The 20,985-nt window shown below is 74.9% G+C and carries 20 protein-coding genes; 10 read left to right on the top strand and 10 right to left on the bottom strand.

Features of this window, described 5'->3' with window-relative positions; all coding sequences use genetic code 11:
• Positions 1-89: 89 nt before the first annotated feature.
• Positions 90-767, bottom strand: coding sequence for a uracil-DNA glycosylase (locus tag IAG43_RS03350; protein WP_187739254.1), 678 nt, complete (start codon positions 765-767; stop codon positions 90-92).
• A gap of 250 nt (positions 768-1,017) precedes the next feature.
• On the opposite strand from IAG43_RS03350, the gene IAG43_RS03355 reads away from it, so the two are divergent.
• Both IAG43_RS03355 and IAG43_RS03360 read left to right on the top strand, forming a co-directional pair.
• Positions 1,018-2,067: an N-acetylglucosamine kinase gene (locus IAG43_RS03355; RefSeq protein ID WP_425508567.1), complete on the top strand. Its 1,050-nt coding sequence runs from the start codon at positions 1,018-1,020 to the stop codon at positions 2,065-2,067.
• Between the two features lie 58 nt (positions 2,068-2,125).
• Positions 2,126-3,043 (top strand): sirohydrochlorin chelatase, encoded by a 918-nt coding sequence (locus IAG43_RS03360; protein WP_187739256.1) that lies wholly within the window; start codon positions 2,126-2,128, stop codon positions 3,041-3,043.
• A 210-nt stretch (positions 3,044-3,253) separates the two neighbouring features.
• Here the strand turns inward: IAG43_RS03360 and IAG43_RS03365 are convergent, their stop codons facing one another.
• From IAG43_RS03365 to IAG43_RS03375, 3 genes are all read right to left on the bottom strand, one after another.
• On the bottom strand, positions 3,254-4,297 hold the full coding sequence (locus tag IAG43_RS03365) for a lactonase family protein (protein ID WP_187739257.1): 1,044 nt from the start codon (positions 4,295-4,297) through the stop codon (positions 3,254-3,256).
• 139 nt (positions 4,298-4,436) lie between these two features.
• On the bottom strand, positions 4,437-5,939 hold the full coding sequence (locus IAG43_RS03370) for an FUSC family protein (protein ID WP_187744282.1): 1,503 nt from the start codon (positions 5,937-5,939) through the stop codon (positions 4,437-4,439).
• A gap of 338 nt (positions 5,940-6,277) precedes the next feature.
• Positions 6,278-6,508, bottom strand: coding sequence for a hypothetical protein (locus tag IAG43_RS03375; RefSeq protein WP_187739258.1), 231 nt, complete (start codon positions 6,506-6,508; stop codon positions 6,278-6,280).
• A gap of 137 nt (positions 6,509-6,645) precedes the next feature.
• Here IAG43_RS03375 and IAG43_RS03380 point away from each other — a divergent pair, with 137 nt between their 5' ends.
• From IAG43_RS03380 to IAG43_RS03405, 6 genes are all read left to right on the top strand, one after another.
• On the top strand, positions 6,646-7,161 hold the full coding sequence (locus IAG43_RS03380; protein WP_187739259.1) for an Lrp/AsnC family transcriptional regulator: 516 nt from the start codon (positions 6,646-6,648) through the stop codon (positions 7,159-7,161).
• 208 nt (positions 7,162-7,369) lie between these two features.
• Positions 7,370-8,062: an HAD family hydrolase gene (locus IAG43_RS03385; RefSeq protein WP_187739260.1), complete on the top strand. Its 693-nt coding sequence runs from the start codon at positions 7,370-7,372 to the stop codon at positions 8,060-8,062.
• Positions 8,063-8,318: 256 nt separating this feature from the next.
• The gene (locus tag IAG43_RS03390) at positions 8,319-8,813 is read left to right on the top strand and encodes a DUF2617 family protein (RefSeq protein WP_187739261.1); all 495 of its coding nucleotides are present in this window, start codon (positions 8,319-8,321) and stop codon (positions 8,811-8,813) included.
• The gene (locus IAG43_RS03395; protein ID WP_187739262.1) at positions 8,810-9,223 is read left to right on the top strand and encodes a DUF4247 domain-containing protein; all 414 of its coding nucleotides are present in this window, start codon (positions 8,810-8,812) and stop codon (positions 9,221-9,223) included. Before IAG43_RS03390 ends, IAG43_RS03395 begins: the two co-directional genes overlap by 4 nt.
• Before the next feature lie 89 nt (positions 9,224-9,312).
• Positions 9,313-9,750, top strand: coding sequence for a DUF350 domain-containing protein (locus IAG43_RS03400; RefSeq protein WP_187739263.1), 438 nt, complete (start codon positions 9,313-9,315; stop codon positions 9,748-9,750).
• Between the two features lie 5 nt (positions 9,751-9,755).
• Positions 9,756-11,351 carry a polyamine aminopropyltransferase gene (locus IAG43_RS03405; protein WP_187739264.1) on the top strand — a complete coding sequence of 532 codons (1,596 nt, stop codon included), beginning with the start codon at positions 9,756-9,758 and terminating at the stop codon, positions 11,349-11,351.
• Between the two features lie 55 nt (positions 11,352-11,406).
• Here IAG43_RS03405 and IAG43_RS03410 read toward each other — a convergent pair whose 3' ends face one another.
• Both IAG43_RS03410 and IAG43_RS03415 read right to left on the bottom strand, forming a co-directional pair.
• Positions 11,407-12,228, bottom strand: a complete 822-nt coding sequence (locus IAG43_RS03410) for a siderophore-interacting protein (RefSeq protein ID WP_187739265.1) — start codon at positions 12,226-12,228, stop codon at positions 11,407-11,409.
• 137 nt (positions 12,229-12,365) lie between these two features.
• Positions 12,366-14,327 carry an acyl-CoA dehydrogenase family protein gene (locus tag IAG43_RS03415; RefSeq protein ID WP_187739266.1) on the bottom strand — a complete coding sequence of 654 codons (1,962 nt, stop codon included), beginning with the start codon at positions 14,325-14,327 and terminating at the stop codon, positions 12,366-12,368.
• 224 nt (positions 14,328-14,551) lie between these two features.
• On the opposite strand from IAG43_RS03415, the gene IAG43_RS03420 reads away from it, so the two are divergent.
• A complete protein-coding gene (locus IAG43_RS03420) occupies positions 14,552-15,085 on the top strand; it encodes an EF-hand domain-containing protein (RefSeq protein ID WP_187744283.1) in 534 nt (177 codons plus the stop codon).
• Positions 15,086-15,262: 177 nt separating this feature from the next.
• Here the strand turns inward: IAG43_RS03420 and IAG43_RS03425 are convergent, their stop codons facing one another.
• The 4 genes from IAG43_RS03425 to IAG43_RS03440 are packed head-to-tail and all read right to left on the bottom strand — an operon-like array spanning position 15,263 to position 19,468.
• Positions 15,263-16,180 (bottom strand): SAM-dependent methyltransferase, encoded by a 918-nt coding sequence (locus IAG43_RS03425; protein ID WP_187739267.1) that lies wholly within the window; start codon positions 16,178-16,180, stop codon positions 15,263-15,265.
• Complete coding sequence (locus IAG43_RS03430) at positions 16,177-17,298, bottom strand: NAD(P)-dependent alcohol dehydrogenase (protein ID WP_187739268.1); 1,122 nt, start codon at positions 17,296-17,298, stop codon at positions 16,177-16,179. The genes IAG43_RS03425 and IAG43_RS03430 overlap by 4 nt, the downstream gene beginning before the upstream one ends.
• Positions 17,295-18,704 (bottom strand): aldehyde dehydrogenase family protein, encoded by a 1,410-nt coding sequence (locus tag IAG43_RS03435; protein ID WP_187739269.1) that lies wholly within the window; start codon positions 18,702-18,704, stop codon positions 17,295-17,297. The genes IAG43_RS03430 and IAG43_RS03435 overlap by 4 nt, the downstream gene beginning before the upstream one ends.
• 8 nt (positions 18,705-18,712) lie before the next feature.
• Positions 18,713-19,468, bottom strand: a complete 756-nt coding sequence (locus IAG43_RS03440) for a (5-formylfuran-3-yl)methyl phosphate synthase (RefSeq protein WP_187739270.1) — start codon at positions 19,466-19,468, stop codon at positions 18,713-18,715.
• A 247-nt stretch (positions 19,469-19,715) separates the two neighbouring features.
• Here IAG43_RS03440 and IAG43_RS03445 point away from each other — a divergent pair, with 247 nt between their 5' ends.
• On the top strand, positions 19,716-20,951 hold the full coding sequence (locus IAG43_RS03445; protein WP_187739271.1) for a metallophosphoesterase: 1,236 nt from the start codon (positions 19,716-19,718) through the stop codon (positions 20,949-20,951).
• Positions 20,952-20,985 lie beyond the last annotated feature (34 nt).

Below are 20,985 nucleotides of genomic sequence, written 5' to 3' on the forward strand. Positions count from 1 at the left end.
CGGCGGAGCCCGGCCCCGGGAGGAGGCGGGCCCGCCGGTTCACGCGTACCGCACCCGGAAGGGGCAGCGGCACGGCGGGGCGGACGCTGTCAGGGCAGCTGCCAGTCGACGGGCTGTGCGCCCATGCGCGTCAGGTGGTCGTTGACCCGGCTGAAGGGGCGGGAGCCGAAGAACCCGCGGTCCGCCGACATGGGCGACGGATGGGCCGACTCGATCGCGGGCAGATCGCCCAGCAGCGGGCGCAGATTGCGGGCGTCGCGCCCCCACAGCACCGACACCAGGGGCTTGCCACGGGCGGCCAGGGCGCGGATGGCCTGCTCGGTCACCTCTTCCCAGCCCTTGCCGCGATGGGCGGCGGGCCTGCCGGGCGCGGTGGTGAGCGCCCTGTTGAGGAGGAGCACGCCCTGCCGGGTCCACGGCGTCAGATCGCCGTTCGACGGCCGCGGCAGGCCGAGATCGGTGTGGAGTTCCCGGAAGATGTTCTCCAGGCTGCCGGGCAGGCGCCGCACCTCGGGCGCCACGGCGAAGCTCAGCCCGATCGCCATCCCCGGTGTGGGGTAGGGGTCCTGACCGACTATCAGGACCCGCACGTCGTCGAAGGGCTGCTGGAACGCGCGCAACACGTGCGCCCCCGCGGGAAGATAGGTCCTCCCCGCCGCGATCTCCGCGCGCAGGAAGTCCCCCATCGCCGCGATGCGTCCGGCGACCGGACCCAATGCCTCGGCCCAGCCGGGCTCCACCAGTTCGTTCAACGGTCGTGCTGCCACAGCGCGTCACCCTACCGGCCCACACGCCCCCGGTCGATCGAAGCGATCTTGTGGCTGCCGGAAGGGCGGAGGAAGATCACGACGGTTCCCCGGGGACCCACCGGGCGCTAGGCTTCCGGCCGTCGTCCCCGTCCCTACCCCGCTGTTCCCCTTTCCCTTCTCCCCTCCCCTGCCCTCCCCTCCCCCGGAGCCGGTCCATGAGGTCGCGACACAGGCGTACGTCGGCGAACAGCGGTGCACCGTGCGCGCGGTGAGCGCCCCGCTCGTCCTCGGGGTCGACTCCGGCGGCTCGGGACTGCGTGTCGCCCTCGCCGAGGCGGGGACGGCCGGCGCCGCCGAGATCCTGGCGGGCCGGCAGCCGGTCCGGACCGGCCCGGACGGCATCGACGCGGGACACATGCGGGAGGTGCTGCTGCCGATGGCGCGCACCCTGCTGGAGGAGGCGGGACGCGGCGGGGCCACCGTGTCCGCCGTGGTGATCGGCGCCGCGGGCATGGCCACCCTCGGCGACGGCCTGCGCGCGGAGATGCCCCGGGCGCTGGCGGCCGCGCTGGGCGCGCGCACCGTCGGCCTGGCGGCCGACGCGGTCACCGCGTACGCCGGCGCGCTCGGCCAGGCCCCCGGGGCGGTGGTCGCGGCCGGCACCGGAATGATCGCCGTGGGCACCGACCTCACCGCCTGGCGCAGGGCCGACGGCTGGGGGCACCTGCTCGGGGACTGCGGTTCGGGCGCGTGGATCGGCCGGACCGGCCTGGAGGCGGCGCTGCGTGCCCACGACGGGCGGCGCGGCGGGTCCGGCGCGCTGCTGGCACGGATGACGGCCGTGCTCGGGCCGCCGCAGGAGATGCCCGCCCTGCTCTATCCCCGCACGGACCGTCCGGCCGTCCTGGCCTCGTTCGCCCCGGAGGTCGCCGCCTGCGCCGCCCGGGACGGCGATGCGGTGGCGGAGGGCATCCTGGCGCGCGCGGCCGTGGCGATCGCCGAATCGGCCGCCGCGGCCTGCCCGCCGGCAGCGGCGGCGCCGGACGGCTGCCGGGTCTCCCTCACGGGCGGGCTGTTCGGGATCGGCGACCCCCTGCTGGTGCCGCTGCGGGCGGAACTGGCGCGTCTGGCCCCCCACGCCGTCGAGACGCCCGCGGACGGCGACCCGCTCGCGGGCGCGCTCGGCCTGGCCGGGGCGCTGGCCACCGGATCGCTGCGGCTGCCCGCGCACCCGACGATGCTCCGCGTATACGACGGATCAGGGCGGAGCCTCCAGAGCGCGCACCGCCGACAACAGGGGACCAACCCGGGCATATGACGCGCGACTGACCCCTCCCCGAACAGCCGGGACGGCAAAACCAGTAGCATGCGGCGCCATGAGCTCCCCCACTGGGCCCGCACCCGGCCTGCCAGTACGAATGCCGCGCCCCCGTCAGTCCGGGCGACACCGCCGCCCGGAACCGGTGGCCGCTCCCGAGGGCGCACCCGCCCTCGTGCTCGCCGTGCCCGGCGCCCCCGCGCCCACCATGCGCGCCCTGGCCGAAGAGGTCATAAGCATCGCCCGGTCCGAGCTGCCCGGCCTGGACGTCGGCATCGGCTACGTCGAGGGGGACGACGCCGAGTACCCCTCGCTGGCGGCCGTGGTCGCGGGCGTCTCCGCCCAGCGCACCGAGCGCTACGAGATCGCGCTCGCCGCCGGCCGCGAGGTCGCCGAGCCGCAGGGCCCCGCCGCGGTCGTGGTGCCGCTGCTGGTGGGACCGGACAACGCGCAGATGCGCCGGATCCGTCAGGGCGTCATGGACAGCGGCGCGGTCGCGGAGCTGACCGACGTGCTCGGCCCGCACCCGCTGCTCGCCGAGGCCGTGCACGTGCGCCTGTCGGAGGCCGGGCTCGCCCGCGCCGACCGTGCGCGCCTGTTCACGGTGGCCACCGCTGCCGACGGCATCATCCTGGCGACCGTGGGCGGCGAGGAGGCCGTGCAGGCCGCCGGGATCACCGGCATGCTGCTCGCCGCGCGACTCGCGGTCCCGGTGATGGCCGCCGCGCTCGACGAGGAGGGTTCGGTCGCCGCGATCGCCGAGAAGCTGAGGGGCTCCGGCTCCGCGCAGCTGGCGCTCGCCCCTTACCTGGTCGGCCCCGAGCTGCCCGAGGGCCTGCTCGACTCGGCCGCGAAGGACGCGGGGTGCGCGACGGCCGAGGCGCTGGGCGCCTACCCGGCGATCGGCAAGCTCGTCCTGTCCCAGTACACGACGGCTCTGGGCATCAGCCAGCCGCAGGGCACGCAGCAGCGCTGACCCTCCGCCGCACGGCCCCGGGGACGACCGGCTCTCGCGAGCCGCCTCCGGGGCCGTCGGCATGCCCGGGGCCGGTCGCCGCCCTGCCGGGGCGGACGGCGGCGCCGTGCGCCCCGGCGGGGGCGGACCGGCGGGCGTCCACGGTCCGTGGCCGTGCGGCCCGCGCGGCGTCGCGGCACCCGACCGTCACACCGCCACGCCGTCACGCCGTCAGGCGAAGAGGACGCTGGAGGCGGCCGGGACCGGGAGGGAGCCGGCGTGCCGCGGAAGGCCTGTCGCCGGGTCGAGGTCGAACCAGCTGACGTCGCCGGAGCGCTCGTTCGCCACGTAGAGGCGGCTGCCCCGCGGGTCGAGCACGAGGTCGCGGGGCCATCGCCCGCCGCACGGCACGGTGGCGACGAGCTCGCCCTTCTCGAAGCCTTCGTCGAGTTCGACCACGGCGATGGCGTCCGGGCCCCGGACAGCCGCCCACAGCCGCCTGCCGTCGTGCGACACCGCGAGCTCGGAGGGGTAGGCGGGCCCGGCGGCGCCGTCCGGCACCACCGGCACGGCGGCCACCGGCTCCAGGTCGCCGGTGGTCTCGTCCCAGCGGCAGAGGGTCACCGCCGCCCGGAGTTCGCCGAGGACGCAGACGTGGCGGCCGCCCGGGTGGAAGGCGAGGTGCCGTGGTCCGGTGCCGGGCGGCAGGGCGGTCTCACGGTGGACCCGCAGGCCGCCGGTGGCCGGGTCCAGGGTGCACACCCGCACGGAGTCGGTGCCGAGGTCGACGCTGAGCACCCACCTGCCGGACGGGTCGGGCAGGACCTGGTGGGCGTGGGGCTCCTGCTGCCGCTCGGGGTCGGGGCCGTTCCCGGTGTGGCGCAGTACGACGGGCTCCCCTCGGGGCGCACCGTCCGGGCCGAGGGCGAGCACGCTGACGTCGCCCGAGCCGTAGTTGGCGGTGAGGAGCCGGCCCTGTGCGAGGGCGAGATGCGTGGGTCCGTCCCCCGAGACGGGGACGGGCGGCCCGAGGGGGCTGATCCCGGGCCCGTCGGTGCGGAAGGCCGCCACCGCTCCGTCCGCGGCCTCCGAGACGGCGTAGAGCACACTGCCGTCCGCTCCGGCCGCGAGGTACGAGGGGTCGGCGACGGCGTCGCTCCCTCCGGTCGCCGTCAGCGCGCCGGTCCCGGCGTCGGCCTCGGCGACGACGATCCCCCGGCCGCCGGCCGACGTGAACGACCCGATGTAGACACGTCCCGCCCTGCTGCCACCCACAGCTCTCCCCTCCGCGCCCCGGCACGCCCGTGCCCTCGCGCGCACCCGACGGTAGCAGCCTGGTCTGGACCAGAAATGATCTCCGGCCGGTACGCCGCCTCCGGGGCGCACGCCGCCGCGGGCGGTGGTCGGGTCGCGGTCAGGCGGCGGGGACGAGCGGGGAGCGCGGCGGCGTCCGGACCGGGACCGCGAGGTCGACGAGTGCGCGCTCCAGGCCGTGGAGGTGACGCAGGGCCGCTTCCGCCCCCGGGTGGTGCTGCGGGGCAGGGCCGAGGTCCATCGCGCGGCGCGCCTCGGAGCACGGCGGCACCAGGGCGTGGACCGCGTTCTCCACCCGCAGGCAGGCGGCCGTCAGCCGTGCGTCGTGCGAGGCCCGCGGGTCCGCCGCGACCGCGGAGAGGCCCTTGATCTCACGGGCGCAGACGTCCAGCAGCTCCATGACGCGGCGCGCCCGGGTCCGGCGGGCGCGCAGCGGGCTGAGCGGGTGCACCAGCGGTGCCAGGGTGAGGCGCACCCGTCCGAGCAGTGTCTCCAGTTCGGCCGCGAGCGGCGCCGGGTCGGCCCCCTCGTCGCCGCCCAGGCGACGGGCGGCCTCGGCGGTGCAGCGGTGCACGCACTCGACGGCACGGCGGATCCAGGCGTCGGTCGCCGCGTGGGTGGTGACCGGCAGGACGAGGGCGACACCGAGCACCGCGGCCGCGGCGCCGACGGCGGTCTCCTCCAGCCGCAGCACCAGCAGCCCCGGGTGCAGGACGCCGAGGAGCCCGTAGAGCAGGCCGGCCATGACGGTGACGAAGAACATCATCCAGCTGTAGGACGGCGCGGCGGTGTAGAAGATGCCGAAGACGCAGACGGCGACCAGCACGGCGGTGGGGACGGGGTCTCCGGCCACCGGCACGGCGACGAGCAGCCCGGCCGCTATGCCGGTGACGGTGCCGACGACCCTGCGGAAGCCGCGCACGAGCGTCTCGCCGCGCGACGCGGTGTTGACGAAGATCCACCAGGCGGTGCCGACGGCCCAGTACCAGCGGTCGTCCGACACCAGGTGCCCGGCCGCGAGGGCCACGGCGCACGCCGCGGTCGACTGGAACGCCTGGCGGGTGGTGGGCCGGTCCAGTCCGCGTCCGCCGAGAGGTGCGGGGGCGGCGGGTGCGGGGGTGCGGCGTTCGATGCACCAGAGACCGAAGCGCACGAAGGACGCGGCGAGGAGCGCCAGCCCGACGGCGGCGAAGAGCGCGGGGAGCTGCGTCGTCACTGCGTGGAGGAACTGCGTGACGAAGAACATCATGAACGCGAAGATGCCCAGCGCGTGGCCGCGCGGCCCCCAGCGCCGGGCGTAGACGCCGCAGAACACCACGGCGAGCCAGGCGGCGGCCCGCAGGCCCGGCGTGTCGTGCAGGAGGGTGGCGAGCGCGAGGACGGGGAAGCCGGCGACGGGCAGGAGCGCGGTCGTGACCGCCTGGCCGCGCACGGTGGGGTCCCCGACGGTGAAGAGCGCCAGCAGAGCCGCGAGACCGCCGGTGATGGAGGCCGTCAGCGACAGCCCGCACGCCTCGGCCGCGGCGACGGCGAGACCGATGCCGAGCACCGCGCGCAGGGCGAGGCGCAGGCGCAGCCGCCCCGGGTCCGGGGCCATGAACATCTTCTTCACGGCGATGCCGCTCCCCCTCACGGTGGTGTCCGCCGCGGCCGCCGCGGCCCGGGGATGGGGGCCGTCGTGTGCGGACACGACGAAAGCACCGCGGTCCGGTCCGGCTTCGTCGCCGGCCGGCGCTGCGGCGCCGTCAGTCATGTGGATGGGGAGAGTCTAACCGTGGGGGACCCATTGGCCCAACCGGTGCCGCCGGGGCTGAGCCAATGGCCCATCGATGGGTCGCGTGATGGTCCGATCGGCCGGCCGGGGAGCGCGGAGGCGTCCGCCGACCGCAGGAACGGGCTCCGGGGCCGCCGGCCGGAGGGCGGAAGCCGCAGGAGGGCGGGTCAGCGCTGGAGGAACGGGGCGTCGACGGCGAGGCCCCCGCCCTGGGTGCGCGCGTCCACGGCCTCGGGCGCGACGAACATGCCGAGGGTGTCCACCGCCTGCCCCGCGGGTGAGGGGACCGCGGCGGCGGAAGCGGCGCCGGCGGAAGCGACGGCGACCGCCGCGGCGGCAACGGCGGCGGCACGGCAGGCGTTACGACGGACGGTACGGGTGAGCGGGAAGCGGATCATGCCGTGCCCAACGAGGCAGCCGGTCCGGGGGCACGCCCCCGGACACCGCGACGGCGGCGCATCGCGCACCGCTCCGTGCGCCCGTTGGTACGGTCGCAGCGAGCGCAGCCGAGAGCACAGGGAAGGACCCGCGGAGCATGGCGGTCGACGAGCTGGACACCCGTATCCTGCGGCTGCTGATCGAGCAGCCGCGGACCAGCCTGCGGGAGTGCGCCCGCGTCCTCGGCATCGCCCGCGGCACCCTCCAGGCCCGGATCGACCGCCTGGAGCGGGACGGTGTGATCACGGGGACGGGTCCCAGCCTCTCCCCCGCAGGGCTGGGCCACCCGGTGCTGGCCTTCGTGCACATCGAGGTGACGCAGGGGCACCTGAACGAGGTCGGCGATGCCCTCGCCGAAGTGCCCGAGATCATCGAAGCGTTCTCCATCACCGGCGGCGGGGACCTGCTCACCCGGGTCGCCGCGCGGGACAACGGACACCTTGAGGACGTCGTCCAGCGCCTGATCAGCCTGCCGGGCGTGGTGCGCACCCGTACGGAGATGGCGCTGCGGGAGCGGGTGGCGTACCGGCTGCTGCCGCTGGTGGAGTCGGTGGGCCTGGCCGCCGGGACCCCGGCGCCCGGCCGCACCGGGACGGGACGGCCGGGCGCCTGACCGCGCGGGCACGCGGACGCGCCCTGCGCACGCCCGCGCACGGACACGACGGCGCACGCCCCCACCCGCACCCTCACCCCCAGCCGCACTCCCACCCCCACCCGCGGCCTCGTGCCGTCCGCCGCCCGGACGCCGCACCCCTGACCCGAGCGGCACACGGCACCGTGGCCGGTGAAGAGCGCCCGGCGCGGGTTGGCATGCTGGGACCATGAGCACCCCAACCGGCCCCGCGGTCGTCTTCGACCTCGACGGCACCCTCGTGGACAGCGAACCCAACTACTACGAGGCGGGGCGCCGCCTGCTCGCCGCGCACGGGGTGGACGGCTTCGGCTGGGAGGAGCACAGCGCGTTCATCGGGATCGGCACCCGCGAGACGCTGGAGGTCCTCCGCGCCCGGTACGCGCTCGACGCCTCCCTGGAGGACCTGCTGGCGGAGAAGAACCGGATCTACCTGGAGCTGGCGCGACGGTCCACCGCGGTCTTCCCGGAGATGCGGCGGTTCACCGGGCTGCTGGCGGCTGCAGGCGTGCCGATGGCGGTGGCCTCGGGTTCGTCGAGGGCGGCGATCGAGGCCGTCCTCGCGGGGACGGGTCTCGACTCCCTGTTCCCGGTGGTGGTCTCCGCCGAGGAGGTGCCGCGGGGCAAGCCGGAGCCCGACGTCTTCCTGGAGGCCGCACGGCGTCTGGGCGCCGCGCCGGCGGACTGCGTGGTGGTGGAGGACGCGCCGCCGGGCGCGGCGGCCGCGCGGGCAGCCGGGATGCGCTGCATCGCGATCCCGTACGTTCCCTCGACCGCGGACGACGCGGCGTTCCTCGCCGCTGACCTCCGGTTCCCCGGCGGGCAGCGGGAGTTCACGGCGCACGCCGCCGGCGCGTGGCTGCTCGGCGGCGCCGGGCGCTGACCGCGTCGCCGATCCGGCGGCCGGGGCCGTTCCGGCCCGAGGTACCGCTGTCCGGGCCGGATCGGCGCTGTGCCATACTCGGCGCGCTCACTGCCCGTTCCGCATCGTGGGGATCACCGTTGAAGCCCGAGTCAGCCGTCACCGGCACCGGACGCGCCGCCGGCACCCGAGCTGTCCCCGCCTGGGTCGAAGTGTCCGTATCGTCCACTGCGGGCGGCCCCCTGGGCGGATGCCGCGGATACGGGGCCGGCGGCGCGTGAACGGCATATCCCTGACGACCCCTTACCTGGACACCGACGCGGACCAGCTCTCCTTCTCCCTGGAGCAGGGGCCGCTCGACGCCCTCGCCGTCCGCGAGGTGTCCGTCGGCACGACCGCCGTCCAGCTGCGGCTGCTGGGCGCCTCGCACCAGGTTCTGACCGGTCCCGTCTGCGAGACCGTGGCCTGCCTGCCGGACGTCGCGGGCGGCCTGCCCGGCTCCGCGGCCCGCGAGTTCGACGGGTGGTCCTACCGCTTCGGGGCCCGCGTCGAACGCCTGGACGGGGACCGGTTCGGCGAACGGGTCGCCTGGATCCTCGACCGGTCCCACGGCGACCCGGCCGCGCTGTACGGCGTTTTCCCCGGCTCCCCCGAGGCCGTCACGGCGCTCTGCGTCGAGCGCCGGGCCTCCGGGTTGAGCTGGCGCACCTGGCACACCTATCCGCAGAGCCGCCAGATCGTGGCGACGCACACCCGGCTGGAGGCCCGATGAAGACCGCCCGAATCATCAGCGCGACCGTGATGGCGGCGGCCGCGCTGACCGCCTGCGGGAGTGACGACGACGACGACCACAACGCGGCGCCGTCGTCCTGGATCCGGCAGCAGTACAGTGCCGCCACCACCGGCTCGGGGTACGTCGACTCGGCCGACCGGATACCGGCGGTCGCCAAGGAGATCGACGGCAACACCTCGGCCCGCGACCGGATCAGCGCCGCCGACGTGGAACTGCTGCGCTACCGGGACGACATCGTCGCGGTCACGCCGCTGGCGGCGGGCGGCAGCCGTATCGAGATAGACGACTACCGCACCGGCTACAACCGCTGGCAGACGCGCATCGGCAGCGTATGGCCGGACCCGGCGAGCAGCGCGTTCCGCGGCGGCGGCCCCGGAGAGGGCAAGTAGCCGCCGGCAGCCCCGTCCCGCGCCCGCCGCGCGCCCGTACCGCCCCTCCTCCGCCCCGACTTCCCGACGACGTACCCGAAAGGCACCCCGTGTCCGAGATATTCGAGTCGGCAGGCATCGCCCTGCTCTACGGCCTGGTCGGCTTCGTCGTGATGGCGGTCGGCTTCATCGCGCTCGACCTGGTCACCCCCGGCAAGCTCGTCCATGTGGTGTGGACCGAGCGCAACCGCGGCGCGGCGGTCCTGCTGGCCGGCCAGACCATCGCGATCGGCCTGGTCATCGACCAGTCCATCCGGGCCAGCGAGTCCGAGCAGGGCCTGGAGTACGGCCTGCTCAGCACCCTGCTGTACGGCCTCGCCGGTGTGGTGGTGATGACGTTCATCTCCGTCGTCGTCGGCCTGCTGACGCCCGGCCGGCTCGGCCACGCCGTGCTGGACGACAACGGCGACCGCCCCCACCCCGCCGCCTGGGTGCAGGCCGCGATGTACATCGGCACGGCCTTCATGGTCGGCGCCGCCGTCTCGTAGCACCCGTGGGCACCACCACACCGGCCGCGACGGCTCCGGCCGCCGCGGCAGCGCGGCCCGTGCACTCGCGCGGGTCGCGCTTCCTGCTGCTGTTCGCGGTCTTCCTCTGCGCCGCCTGCGGGCTCGTGTACGAGCTCGCGCTGACGGCGCTGGGCAGCTATCTCATCGGCAACTCGGTGATGCAGACCTCGGTCGTCATCTCCGTCATCGTCTTCGCGATGGGCATCGGGTCGCTGGCGGCCAAACCGCTCCAGAAGCGGGCGGTCGGCGCATTCGCCCTCGTCGAGGGGCTGCTGGCGCTCGCCGGCGGCCTGTCCGTGCTCGTGCTGTACGTCTGCTTCGCCTGGCTGCGCGTCTACATGCCGGCGATGGTGGTCGTCTCGTTCGTCGTCGGCCTGCTGATCGGCGCCGAGATCCCGCTGCTGATGACGCTCCTGCAGCGGATCCGGCGCCAGGAGGCGGGCAGCGCGGTCGCCGACATCTTCGCCGTGGACTACATCGGCGCCCTCATCGGCGGCCTCTGCTTCCCGTTCCTGCTGCTGCCGGTCTTCGGCCAGCTCAAGGGCGCCCTGGTGGTGGGTGCGGTCAATGCGCTGGCCGGGGTGCTCGTCGTCCTGTGGATCTTCCGGCGGCAGACCCGGCGCGTGGTGCGGATCGGCCTGCTGTCCGGGATGGCCGTGGTCATGGCGGCGCTCGGGACGGTGTACGTCCTCGCCGACGACATCGAGGTGACGGCCCGCCAGCAGCTGTACCGCGATCCGATCATCCACGCCGAGACGACGCCGTACCAGGACATCGTGGTCACCCGCTCGACCGCGTTCACCGGCGAGCAGGACACCCGGCTGTTCCTCAACGGCGACCTCCAGTTCTCGTCCGTCGACGAGTACCGGTACCACGAGGCCCTGGTCCATCCGGCGATGTCGGGCGAGCACTCCTCGGTGCTCATCCTCGGCGGCGGCGACGCTCTCGCGCTGCGCGAGGTGCTCCGCTACGACGACGTCGAGAAGGTGACACTGGTCGACCTGGACCCCGCGATGACCCGTCTCGCCCGCAGCTTCGGCCCGCTGCGCGACCTCAACGGCCGGGCGCTGGCCGACCCGCGGGTGACCGCGGTCAACGCGGACGCCTTCAACTGGCTGCGGGACGCGCGGGAGCGCTACGACACGGTGGTCATCGACTTCCCCGACCCGGACACGGCCGCGCTGGCCAAGCTCTACTCGGTGGAGTTCTACCACCTGCTCCGCAAGGTGCTCGGCCCCGACAGCCAGGTCGTCGTGCAGGCCGGTTCGCCCTTCTTCGCGCCCAAGTCGTACTGGTCGATCCAGGCGACGATCGCCGCGGCGGGATACGGGACGACGCCGTACCAGGTCGACGTGCCCAGCTTCGGGAACTGGGGCTATGTGCTCGCCCGCCCGGGCGGCGACGGGGCGCCCGCACTGCGCCTCGCGGACGGCGTGCCGCCGCTCCGCTTCCTCGACGACGCCGTGCTCCGGGCGGCCGCCGTCTTCCCCGTCGACCGCCGTCCGCAGAAGGTGCGGGCCAGCACGCTGATGGACCCGGTCGTGCTGGAGTACTCACGCCACGAGTGGAAGAACTACTGACGGAGCGCGCGGACTGAGCGGAGCCCGCGCACGGCACGCCCCGGCACCGCTCCGGTCAGGCGGCGGTGCTCGCCTCGTGCTTCCAGAAGCCGGAGAAGGTGATGCGGTCCTTCGGCAGCCCGAGGCCGTGCAGGTGCCTGCGCCCCTGCGTGGCGAGCGCCGACTCGCCGACGACGAACGCGTAGCCCCCGGCGTCGACCTCGGTGTGGCGCAGGAGTTCGGCAAGGGCGGCGGTACCGGGCACCGAACGGCTGTCGCGGCGGACGACCCAGGTGACGGCCACGCCGGGCGGTCCGTCCATGGTGCGGCGGTCACCCGCGGTGGGAACCTCCTGGATCACCCGGCCGACGGTGTCGCGCGGCAGGGAGCCCAGGATTCCCGCGGTGGCCGGGAGGCCGGTCTCGTCGGCCACGACGAGCACCTCGGTGGCGTCCTCGGGGCAGTCGAACAGAATGCCCTGGTCCAGCACGGCGAGCTTGTCGCCGGGGCGCGCCGAGCACGCCCAGATCGCGGCACGGCCCTCCAGCTCGCCCGTGGGGCCGCAGTGCAGGACGAAGTCGATGTCCATCTCGGCGGCACCGGCGCGGAAGCCGGCCACGGTGTAGTTGGCGCAGTGCGGCCGTTCGCGCTCGGGGATGGCCAGATAGGGCTGCCACCACCGGGTTCCCGTGAACTCCGGAAGCCTCAGGGCGCCCTGCTGATGCGGCAGTTGCAGGAAGAGGCGGAACCAGTGGTCGTATCCGAGCCACGGGAAGCGGCCGAGCTCGGGGCCGCTGACCGTCACGCGCTGGACGGAGGGGGACATCCGTGCGGAACGCACGACCTCGGCCCGGAACATGCCGGGCTGCTCCGGGGTGAGCCGGTGGATCTTCGCCATGAGGCAAGGTTAGCCTTACCGAACCTGGATGGGGAGTCCGGGTGCCGGACGCCCCGGGCCGGACCGGGGCACACGGTCCGGCGCCGGGCCCCGCGGCCCGCGGTCGGCACCCCGGCCCCCGGCCCCCGGCCCCCGCGTCAGCCCACCAGATCCGGCGCGCGCAGCATCTCCGGCGGGATGCCCCACGCGTCCACCAGGTCGACGGCGAGGGGCCTGACCTTGCGGCACAGGTCGTTCACCTCGCGGCTGATCGCCTTCGAACGCTGGACGGTGAGCCGGCCGTGCTCCATGAACCACGCCCGGTCCGCCTCGATCGTCGACAGGGCGAAGAGATCGCAGAGCAGCCCCAGCGCGACCCGGTTGCCGCCCTCCGGCATCGCACGCACCCGGTCGGTGAACGCCTCCAGCACCAGCCGCTCGACGTGGGCGCGGGCGACGGCGATCACATGGTCCTGCACCTGCGAGAAGACCGCGCCCGGATCGCGCTTCTGGTCGACCCCGCGCTTGAGCCTGCGGGCCACGCCCGCGAGCATGTGCTCCTCCCGGTAGCGCAGCATGGCGAGCTGGTACTCGGAGTCGAGGAGCCCGGCCTCCTGGTCCCACTCGTCGCCGCCCGGCAGCAGGTCGCGCACCCGCTCCAGCAGCTTGTGCACCGACGTCTTCTCGATGACCGTCTCGACGGCGAGACCGGTGACGTAGCGGACCATGCCGCGCTGGTCGAGATCCTCGAACTCGCTCGCGTAGTCGGTGAGCAGCCCCTTGGCCACGAGCTGCAGCAGGACGTGGTTGTCGCCCTCGAAGGTGGTGAAGATGTCGCTGTCGGCCTTGAGGGCCGCGAACCGGTTGACCGCGAGGTAGCCGGCGCCGCCGCAGGCCTCGCGGCACTCCTGGACGACGCGGGTGGCGTGCCAGGTGCCGAGGGCCTTGGTACCGGCGGCCCGCGACTCCAGCCGGCGCCGCGCCTGCGGATCGTCGGTGTGGCCGGAGAAGACCTCGTGCAGATGTCCGCGGACGACGTCCTGCGCGAAGTGCAGCGCGTAGGTCCGGGCGAGGAGCGGCAGCAGACGGCGCTGGTGCAGCCCGTAGTCGAGGAGCAGCTGCTCCCCCGCGTCCGGCGTGGTCGCGAACTGCCGTCGGCGCACCGCGTACCTGAGGGCGATCGAGAGAGCGACCTTGGCGGCGCCGACCCCGGCGCCGCCGACGCTGACACGGCCCTGGACCAGGGTGCCGAGCATGGTGAAGAAGCGGCGGTCGGGGTTGTCGATCGAGCTCTCGTAGACGCCGTCGGGGGTGACGTCGGCGAAGCGGTTGAGCAGGGCCTCGCGCGGCACGCGCACGCCGTCGAACCGGATGCGGCCGTTGTCGACGCCGTTGAGGCCCATCTTGCGGCCGTCGTCCTCGATCCGGACGCCGGGTGCCACGTCGCCGCCGGTCCTGATCGGCACGACGAAGGCGTGGACGCCCTCGGACTTCTCCCCCACCTCCAGCTGGGCGAAGACGACCGCGAGTTCGCCGTGACGGGCCGCGTTGCCGATGTAGTCCTTGCTGGCCTGGTCGCCGTGGGTGGTGATGACGAACTCGCCGGTGCCGGCGTCGTACCGTGCGACGGTGCCGAGGGCCTGGACGTTGGAGCCGTGTCCCGTCTCGGTCATCGCGAAGCACCCCATCAGCCGCCCCGCGATCAGGTCGGGCAGATAGGCGTCGTGGTGGCGGGCGGTGCCGAGGTGCAGGATCGCACCCCCGAAGAGCCCGAACTGCACACCGACCTTCACCAGGACCGACAGGTCGCCGTAGGCGAGGGTCTCGAACGCGGCGATCGAGGCTCCCACGTCGCCGCCGCCTCCGTACCGCTTCGGGAAGCCCATGCCGGTCTGGCCCGTCGCGGCCATCTCGACCACCAGTTCGCGCACCCGCTCGCGGAACGCGTCGGTCCCGAGTTCGTCGGCCTCGTCGAGGACGGAGGCGTACCGCACCAGGTTGGTGCGGACCAGGTCCCGGATCTCGTGGTACTCGCCGTCGAGCAGCGCGGTCAGTGCCGGGACGTCGATCTCGGGCTGCACGTAGCCGCTCGCGTCGGCGGATGCGTCGTCAGTAGCCATACCGGCTTGCTACCCCGACCGTTGACGATCAAGCGGTCGCGCACCCGTACGGCGGCCGGGCCACCGGTGCGGGCGGCCCCGGGGCGGTACGGCGCCGGCGATGTCACCCGTTCCGGTTCGGGAACCGGTCGGACCGTCACGTACCGCCGCCGCCCGCGGTTGTACAGGGAGCACTCATCGGGCCAGGTCCGGCACGGCCGGACCGCAGGAGACAGGTGGCAGACATGCGAACCGAGGCCGCTGAGCGGGCCGAGCTGGTCTTCTCACTCTTCGACGCCAACGGCAACGGGGTCCTGGACTCCGAGGACTTCGACCTGATGACGGGTCGCGTCCTGCGGGTGGCGACCGCGTCGGACGACGGTGCGAGGGAGGCTCTGCGGGCCTCGTTCCACCGCTGGTGGACGACGCTGGCCACGGAGCTGGACGCCAACGGCGACGGGGTGATCAGCGTCGAGGAGTTCCGGCCGTTCGTGCTCGACCCCGCCCGTTTCGGGTCCGTGGTCGACGAGTTCGCCCGGGCGCTCTCCGCGCTCGGGGACCCGGACGGGGACGGGCTGATCGAGCGTCCGCTGTTCGTCTCGCTGATGACGGCGATCGGCTTCGCCGAGCCGAACATCCACGCCCTGTTCGACGCCTTCGGCCCGGACGCGGACGACCGCGTCGCCGTCGCCACCTGGGCCGCCGGCATCAGGGACTACTACGCGCCGGACCTGGCCGGGATCCCGGGCGACCAGCTGGTGGCCGTACGGGCCGTGTGACCCGGGCGCCGTGCGGGCCGTACGCCCCCGGGCGTTGTACGGGCCGTACGGGCCCCGTGCCGCACGAGTCGTGTCCGTGCGGCACGCGGCCGGTCCGGGGCCGTGCGGCACGGGCGGCACGGGGGCGGACGCGGCGCGGACAGGGGGCGGACGTCCCGGACGGCCGCCCCCGGGGCCTCACGGCCCGGGCTTGTGCGCGAAGACCCAGCGGTTGCCCTCCAGGGCGTCGTTCGGCTCGGGGCGGGGACCGCGGCCGAGCCGCCGGGTGAAGTCGAAGGGCGTGTGCATCGCCGTGAACCAGCCCTTGGCCGCCAGGTCGCCCGCCGAGTCCGGGCGAGGCCCCGGGTCGAAGAGGCCGAGCAGGTCGATGCCGATCCGTTCCCTCGTCGCCGTGTAGATCGCGCTGTCGCGGTAGGCGAGCAGGTCCTTCTCCAGCTTGGCCTCGAAGGCCAGGGCGCTGCCCGGGGCGGTGAGCCGGTCCACGGTGTCGACGAGGTACGTCTCGGCGGCGGCCGGCAGGTAGAAGAGCAGCCCCTCGGCAAGCCAGACACCCGGGGCCGCCGGGTCGAAGCCGGCGGAGGTCAGTGCGGCGGCCCAGTCGTCGCGCAGATCGACCGGCACGGGCACGCGCTTCGCCTTGGGGGCCGCCGCGGCGTCCGCGAGCACCCGCTCCTTGAACTCCAGGACGCCCGCCCTGTCCACCTCGTAGACGACGCAGTCGGACGGCAGGCCGAGCCGGAAGGCCCGGGTGTCCAGCCCCGCACCCAGCAGCACCACCTGGCGGATGTCCGCACCCGCGGACCGGACGACGAAGTCGTCGAGGACTCTTGTCCGCAGGCCGAAGTAGCGGGCGAACCTTCCCCAGAGCGGGTCGTCGTCGCCGTCCGGCACCTGCTCGATGCGCACCGGCCAGTCGGCGCACGGCGCGGCCGCGCGCACGAAGTGCTCCGCGTGGACGTCGCGCGCCAGGCTGTCGGTGCGATGGGTCTCGATCGCCCGTGCCGCGGCGACCAGGAGGGCGGTCAGTCCCACGCCCGAGTCCACACCGTCCGTGCCGGGACGGCGGGCGCCGCGGGTGGTGGTCGTGTCGGTCATCGGTCTCCTCTATCCGGCAGGAGGACGGGCTTGACCACGCGTCCTGCGTCGCAGTCGCGCTCGGCCTCGTCGATGTCGGCCAGTGGGTAGGTGCGGATCAATTCGTCGAAGGGGAGACGGCCGGCCTGCCAGAGGCCGATCAGCCGGGGGATCAGCAGTCCCGGCACGGCGTCCCCTTCGCAGATGTGCCGGATGGCGCGGCCCCGGTCGAGCGTGCCCGGTTCGAGCGCGAGCGGGGTGTGCAGGCGTGCCACGAGGCCCAGCACGCCGGTCGGGCGCAGCGCGCGCAGCGCCTCGTTGATCAGCGGCGCCGAGGCCGTGGTGTCCAGGGCGAACCGGGCGCCGCCGTCGGTCCGGCGGCGGATGCGCTCGGCCAGCCGGGGCGTGGCGGCGGGCAGGGGCGTCGCTCCGAAGCGTTCGGCCAGGGCCAGCCGGGCGGGGTTCCCGTCGACGGCCACGGTCCGCACCCCGGCGGCGCCGGCCGCCATCACCGCGGCCAGGCCCACACCTCCCGCGCCGAGGACGACGAGGGTGTCGCCGGGACCGGCGCGGAAGGTGTTCAGGACGGCTCCGGCTCCGGTGAGGACGGAGCAGCCGAGCGGACCGAGCAGCGCGATCGGCAGTGCGGGATCGACGCGTACGGCGTTGCGTGCCGGGACGAGCGCGTACTCGGCGAAGGAGGACTGGCCGAACCACCGGGGGGCCAGCGCCCGCCCCGCGGCGTCGGTGAGGCGCCCCGCCTGCGCGGTGCGCCCGCCGAAGAGGTTGAGGGAGGCGAAGGAGTCGCAGTGGGCGGGGGCGGCAGCGCGGCAGTTCCGGCACTCCCCGCAGGAGTCGAAGCTCAGCACGACGTGGTCGCCGACGCCGATGCCCTCGGTGCCGCCGGTGCCGCCGGTGCCGTCGCCCGCCGCCACGACGACGCCGGCACCCTCGTGGCCGAGGACCGCCGGCAGCGGGGTCCGGCCGGCCGAGCGCCGGACGGCGAGATCGGTGCGGCACATCCCGCAGCCCGCGATCTCCACCAGGATCTCGCCGGGCGCCGGGCCGGTGGCGAGGACGACCTCCTCGAGGGCGAAGGGGGACTCGTACGAACGCAGCACCGCCGCTCGGAACCTCATGGGCCGTCCCCCTCGGGGCGGTGGACGACGAACGGCCGGAGGTTGCCGTAGAGCCCCCACGGTCCGCCCGCGACGCCGACCCCGCTCGCCCCGGCTCCGGCGAAGGGCTGGGCGAGGGAGAGTTCGGCGTGGTGGTTGATCCACGCCGTGCCGCAGTCGAGCCGGTCCGCGGTCGCCGCCGCCCGGTCCAGGTCGGTGCCCCACACGGAGCCGCCCAGGCCGAAGCCGGTCGCGTTGGCCGCGTCGACGGCCTCGTCGAGGTCCCGGTAGGGCAGCACCGGCAGGACGGGCCCGAACTGCTCCCCGGTCACCACCGGTTCGTCCGGAGGGACACCGGTGAGGATCGTCGGCGCGAAGAAGTGGCCCGGTCCGTCGAGCCGGTGGCCGCCGGCCGCGGCCCGCGCCCCGGCCGCCAGGGCCCGGCGCGTGACCCGCTCGACCCGGCTCAGCTGGGCTGCGTTGCCGACCGGCCCGATCCGGGTGGCCTCGTCCAGGCCGGGTCCCACGACGGCGGTCCTCGCGCGGTGGGCGAGCGCCTCGACGACCTGGGCGTGGAGCCGGGCCGGGGCGTAGACGCGTTTGACCGCCATGCACACCTGTCCGCAGTTGCGGAAGGCGGCCCAGAACAGCCGGTCGGCGATCCGCTCCACGTCGGTGTCGTCCAGGAGGACGGCCGCGTCGTTGCCGCCGAGTTCGAGCGTCACCCGGGCGAGCGGGTCCGCGGCCGCCCGGGCGACGGCCCGCCCGGTCTCCACCGAGCCGGTGAAGGTGACGTGGCGGATGCCCGGGTGGGCAGCGAGACGGGCGCCGAGGGGCTCCCGTCCGGTGACGACGGTCAGAACGTCCTCGGGCAGGACCGCGGCGAGGACGTCACCGAGCAGCCGGGTGGCGAGAGGCGTGTACGGGGACGGCTTGAGGACCACGGTGTTGCCCGCCGCGAGCGCGGGCGCGAACTTCGCCGCCGCCAGCTGGAGGGGGAAGTTCCACGGCACGATCGCGGCCACGGGACCGATCGGACGCCACCGGATCTCGCTGCGCACGGGCCGGCCGTCGTCGATCCGGCGGGTGCGGGGGGCCAGTCGGGCGAAGTACCGCAGCCGGGCCGCCGTGCGGGCGACCTCCGCGCGGGACTCGGCCAGGGGCTTGCCCTGTTCCCTTGTGAGCAGCGGGGCGAGGCGGTCGCCGGCCGCCTCGACGGCGTCGGCGGCGGCGTGCAGGCACGCGGTCCGGGCGTCCGGGTCGTCCCGCCAGACGGCCCAGGCGCGCCGGGCCCGCCCGACGACGTCGTCCAGGACCTCGGGCGACTGGTCGGGGGCCTCGCCGAAGGTCTCCCCGGTGGCCGGGTCGGCGACGGGGAAGTGTGCGGCGCGGTGTCCCGGGCCGCGGCCGGGTTCCGGTGCCGTCATCGCGGCGGTCAGGAGACGGCGGGGAGGCCGGCGGCGTGCTCCCGGGCCTGCCGGTCCATCTCCGCGCGGAAGGCGGCGACCAGGTCCGGTCTGATCCGTCCTGCGTTGCGGTCCCCGCCGGAGCAGACCGCCCCCCGCACGCCCACGATGTCGGTACCGATGCGGGTCAGGGTGCCGAGGTCCGCCTGCCGGACGCTGCCGGCCAGGGCGGCGAGCAGACCGGACGCGTGGGCGCGCCGGACGAACTCGGCGCACGAGTCGGGCGGGACGTGGTCGAAGAGCCGGGTGCCGTCCTTGATCGCGGTGTCCAGCATGGCCCCGTCGGCGCCGGCGCGGGCGGCGATGTCGGGCAGGGCGAGCGGGTTGACGCAGCCGACGCGGTGGGCGTCGGCGTAGCCGGACGCGACGACGAGCGCGTCCGGACGGTGGTCCTTCACGGCCCGCACGACCGCCCGCATGACCTCGACTCCCTGCTCGGGGGTGGTGCATCCGTACAGGCCCACCTTGATGTACGTGGCACCGGAGACGGCCGCGCCGAGTGCCGCCTGCGCGACGGTGCCGGGCTTGTACGGCACGTCGCCCACGGTCGCGGACACCGGCTTGTCCGCCGGCACCGCGTCGCGGATCTCCCGGATGACCCAGGGGAAGTTGGCGCCGAGCGATCCCTCGTCGGGCTTCTTGACGTCGACGATGTCGAGATGCTCCGCCGCCTTCGCGCAGTCGAGGGCCTCCTCGACGCCGTCCGGGGAGATGAGAAGCAACACCGTGAACTCCTTTCGCCGAGGTCCGCCCGCGCGGGGCGGCGGGGCCTCGGATCGGCCGGTCCATGTGCGGTGAGGTCATCATTTCCGCAGGCGGGTGCGCGTCGGTAGAGCGTGCGGGGACCCTCGGACGGCGTGCGTGCGTAAGCCTGCGACCTGGTGTGCACCGGCGTGAACGGGGGCGGACAATGGGCTGTCCGAGTGACCGCCGCGCAGGACCTCAGGGCCTCGCAGGATCTCAGGGAGAACCGTGACCGGGACCAGCAGCACCCCACCGGCAGCAGACGCGGCGCAGGGGGAGCCGCCCGGCCGGCTGCGCCGCCTGATGCGGTGGATCCCGCTGGTCGCCCCCGTCCTGCTGTGGGCCGTGCCGTGCTGGGTGCTGCTGCACACCGGCCAGCACTGGCCCCGGCCCGTCGCGCTGACCGGCACCGCCCTGTTCGCCCTGGGCCTGGTCGCCATGCCGCTCGCGATGGCACGCGGACACGGCCGGCGGCAGCAGGACGGCGCGGCGATCGCCGGGGACACGCTGCTGGGCGCGGTCTGGGTCCTATTCACCTGGTCCGTGCTCCTCGGCGTGCTGCTGCGGGGCGCCCTGGCCGCGGCCGGTGCCGGCGACGCCCAGGACCGGGCGCGCGTCGTCACCTGGGCCGTCCTCGGCACGGCCGCCGTGCTGCTCGCCTGGGGGTACGCGGAGGCGCGGCGGGTGCCGCGGGTGCGCCGGCTGGAGGTCGAACTCCCGCGTCTGGGAACCGGGTTGGACGGCACCCGGGTGGCCCTGATCACCGACACCCACTACGGTCCGCTCGACCGCGCCCGCTGGTCCGCGCGGGTCTGCGAGACGGTGAACACCCTGGAGGCGGACCTGGTCTGCCACACCGGCGACATCGCGGACGGCACCGCCGAGCGCCGCCGCGCGCAGGCGGCCCCGCTGGGCACCGTGCGGGCGTCCCGGGCCCGGGTCTACGTCACCGGCAACCACGAGTACTACAGCGAGGCCCAGGGGTGGGTCGACCTGATGGACGAACTGGGCTGGGAGCCGCTGCGCAACCGTCACCTGCTGCTGGAACGCGGCGGTGACACCCTGGTGGTCGCCGGTGTCGACGACGTCACCGCCGAGTCCTCCGGCCTCGCGGGTCACCGCGCCCACCTCGCGGGAGCGCTCGACGGCGCCGACGCCTCCCTGCCCGTGCTCCTCCTCGCGCACCAGCCCGCGTTCGTCGGCCGCGCGGCGGAGCACGGCGTCGACCTCCAGCTCTCCGGCCACACCCACGGCGGCCAGATCTGGCCCTTCCACTACCTGGTCCGGCTCGACCAGCCGGCCGTCGCGGGCCTCAGCCGCCACGGCGTCCGCACCCAGCTCTACACCAGCCGGGGCACCGGGTTCTGGGGCCCGCCGTTCCGCGTCTTCGCCCCCAGCGAGATCACCCTGCTCGTGCTGCGCTCGCCGCGCGGCCCCGCAGGCTCCGGGACCACGGCCCGCTGAGGGAGCAGGCGCGGCCCCGTCGCACGGCGGGCGG

The sequence above is a fragment of the Streptomyces genisteinicus genome, assembly GCF_014489615.1.
In the GTDB taxonomy this organism is placed as follows: domain Bacteria; phylum Actinomycetota; class Actinomycetes; order Streptomycetales; family Streptomycetaceae; genus Streptomyces; species Streptomyces genisteinicus.

Coding starts and splice junctions, on each gene's coding strand:
- IAG43_RS03360 (WP_187739256.1), top strand. CDS start 2,126: ATGAGCTCCCCCACTGGGCCCGCACCCGGCCTGCCAGTACGAATGCCG.
- IAG43_RS03370 (WP_187744282.1), bottom strand. CDS start 5,939: ATGTTCATGGCCCCGGACCCGGGGCGGCTGCGCCTGCGCCTCGCCCTG.
- IAG43_RS03375 (WP_187739258.1), bottom strand. CDS start 6,508: ATGATCCGCTTCCCGCTCACCCGTACCGTCCGTCGTAACGCCTGCCGT.
- IAG43_RS03380 (WP_187739259.1), top strand. CDS start 6,646: ATGGCGGTCGACGAGCTGGACACCCGTATCCTGCGGCTGCTGATCGAG.
- IAG43_RS03385 (WP_187739260.1), top strand. CDS start 7,370: ATGAGCACCCCAACCGGCCCCGCGGTCGTCTTCGACCTCGACGGCACC.
- IAG43_RS03395 (WP_187739262.1), top strand. CDS start 8,810: ATGAAGACCGCCCGAATCATCAGCGCGACCGTGATGGCGGCGGCCGCG.
- IAG43_RS03410 (WP_187739265.1), bottom strand. CDS start 12,228: ATGGCGAAGATCCACCGGCTCACCCCGGAGCAGCCCGGCATGTTCCGG.
- IAG43_RS03415 (WP_187739266.1), bottom strand. CDS start 14,327: ATGGCTACTGACGACGCATCCGCCGACGCGAGCGGCTACGTGCAGCCC.
- IAG43_RS03420 (WP_187744283.1), top strand. CDS start 14,552: ATGCGAACCGAGGCCGCTGAGCGGGCCGAGCTGGTCTTCTCACTCTTC.
- IAG43_RS03425 (WP_187739267.1), bottom strand. CDS start 16,180: ATGACCGACACGACCACCACCCGCGGCGCCCGCCGTCCCGGCACGGAC.
- IAG43_RS03430 (WP_187739268.1), bottom strand. CDS start 17,298: ATGAGGTTCCGAGCGGCGGTGCTGCGTTCGTACGAGTCCCCCTTCGCC.
- IAG43_RS03435 (WP_187739269.1), bottom strand. CDS start 18,704: ATGACGGCACCGGAACCCGGCCGCGGCCCGGGACACCGCGCCGCACAC.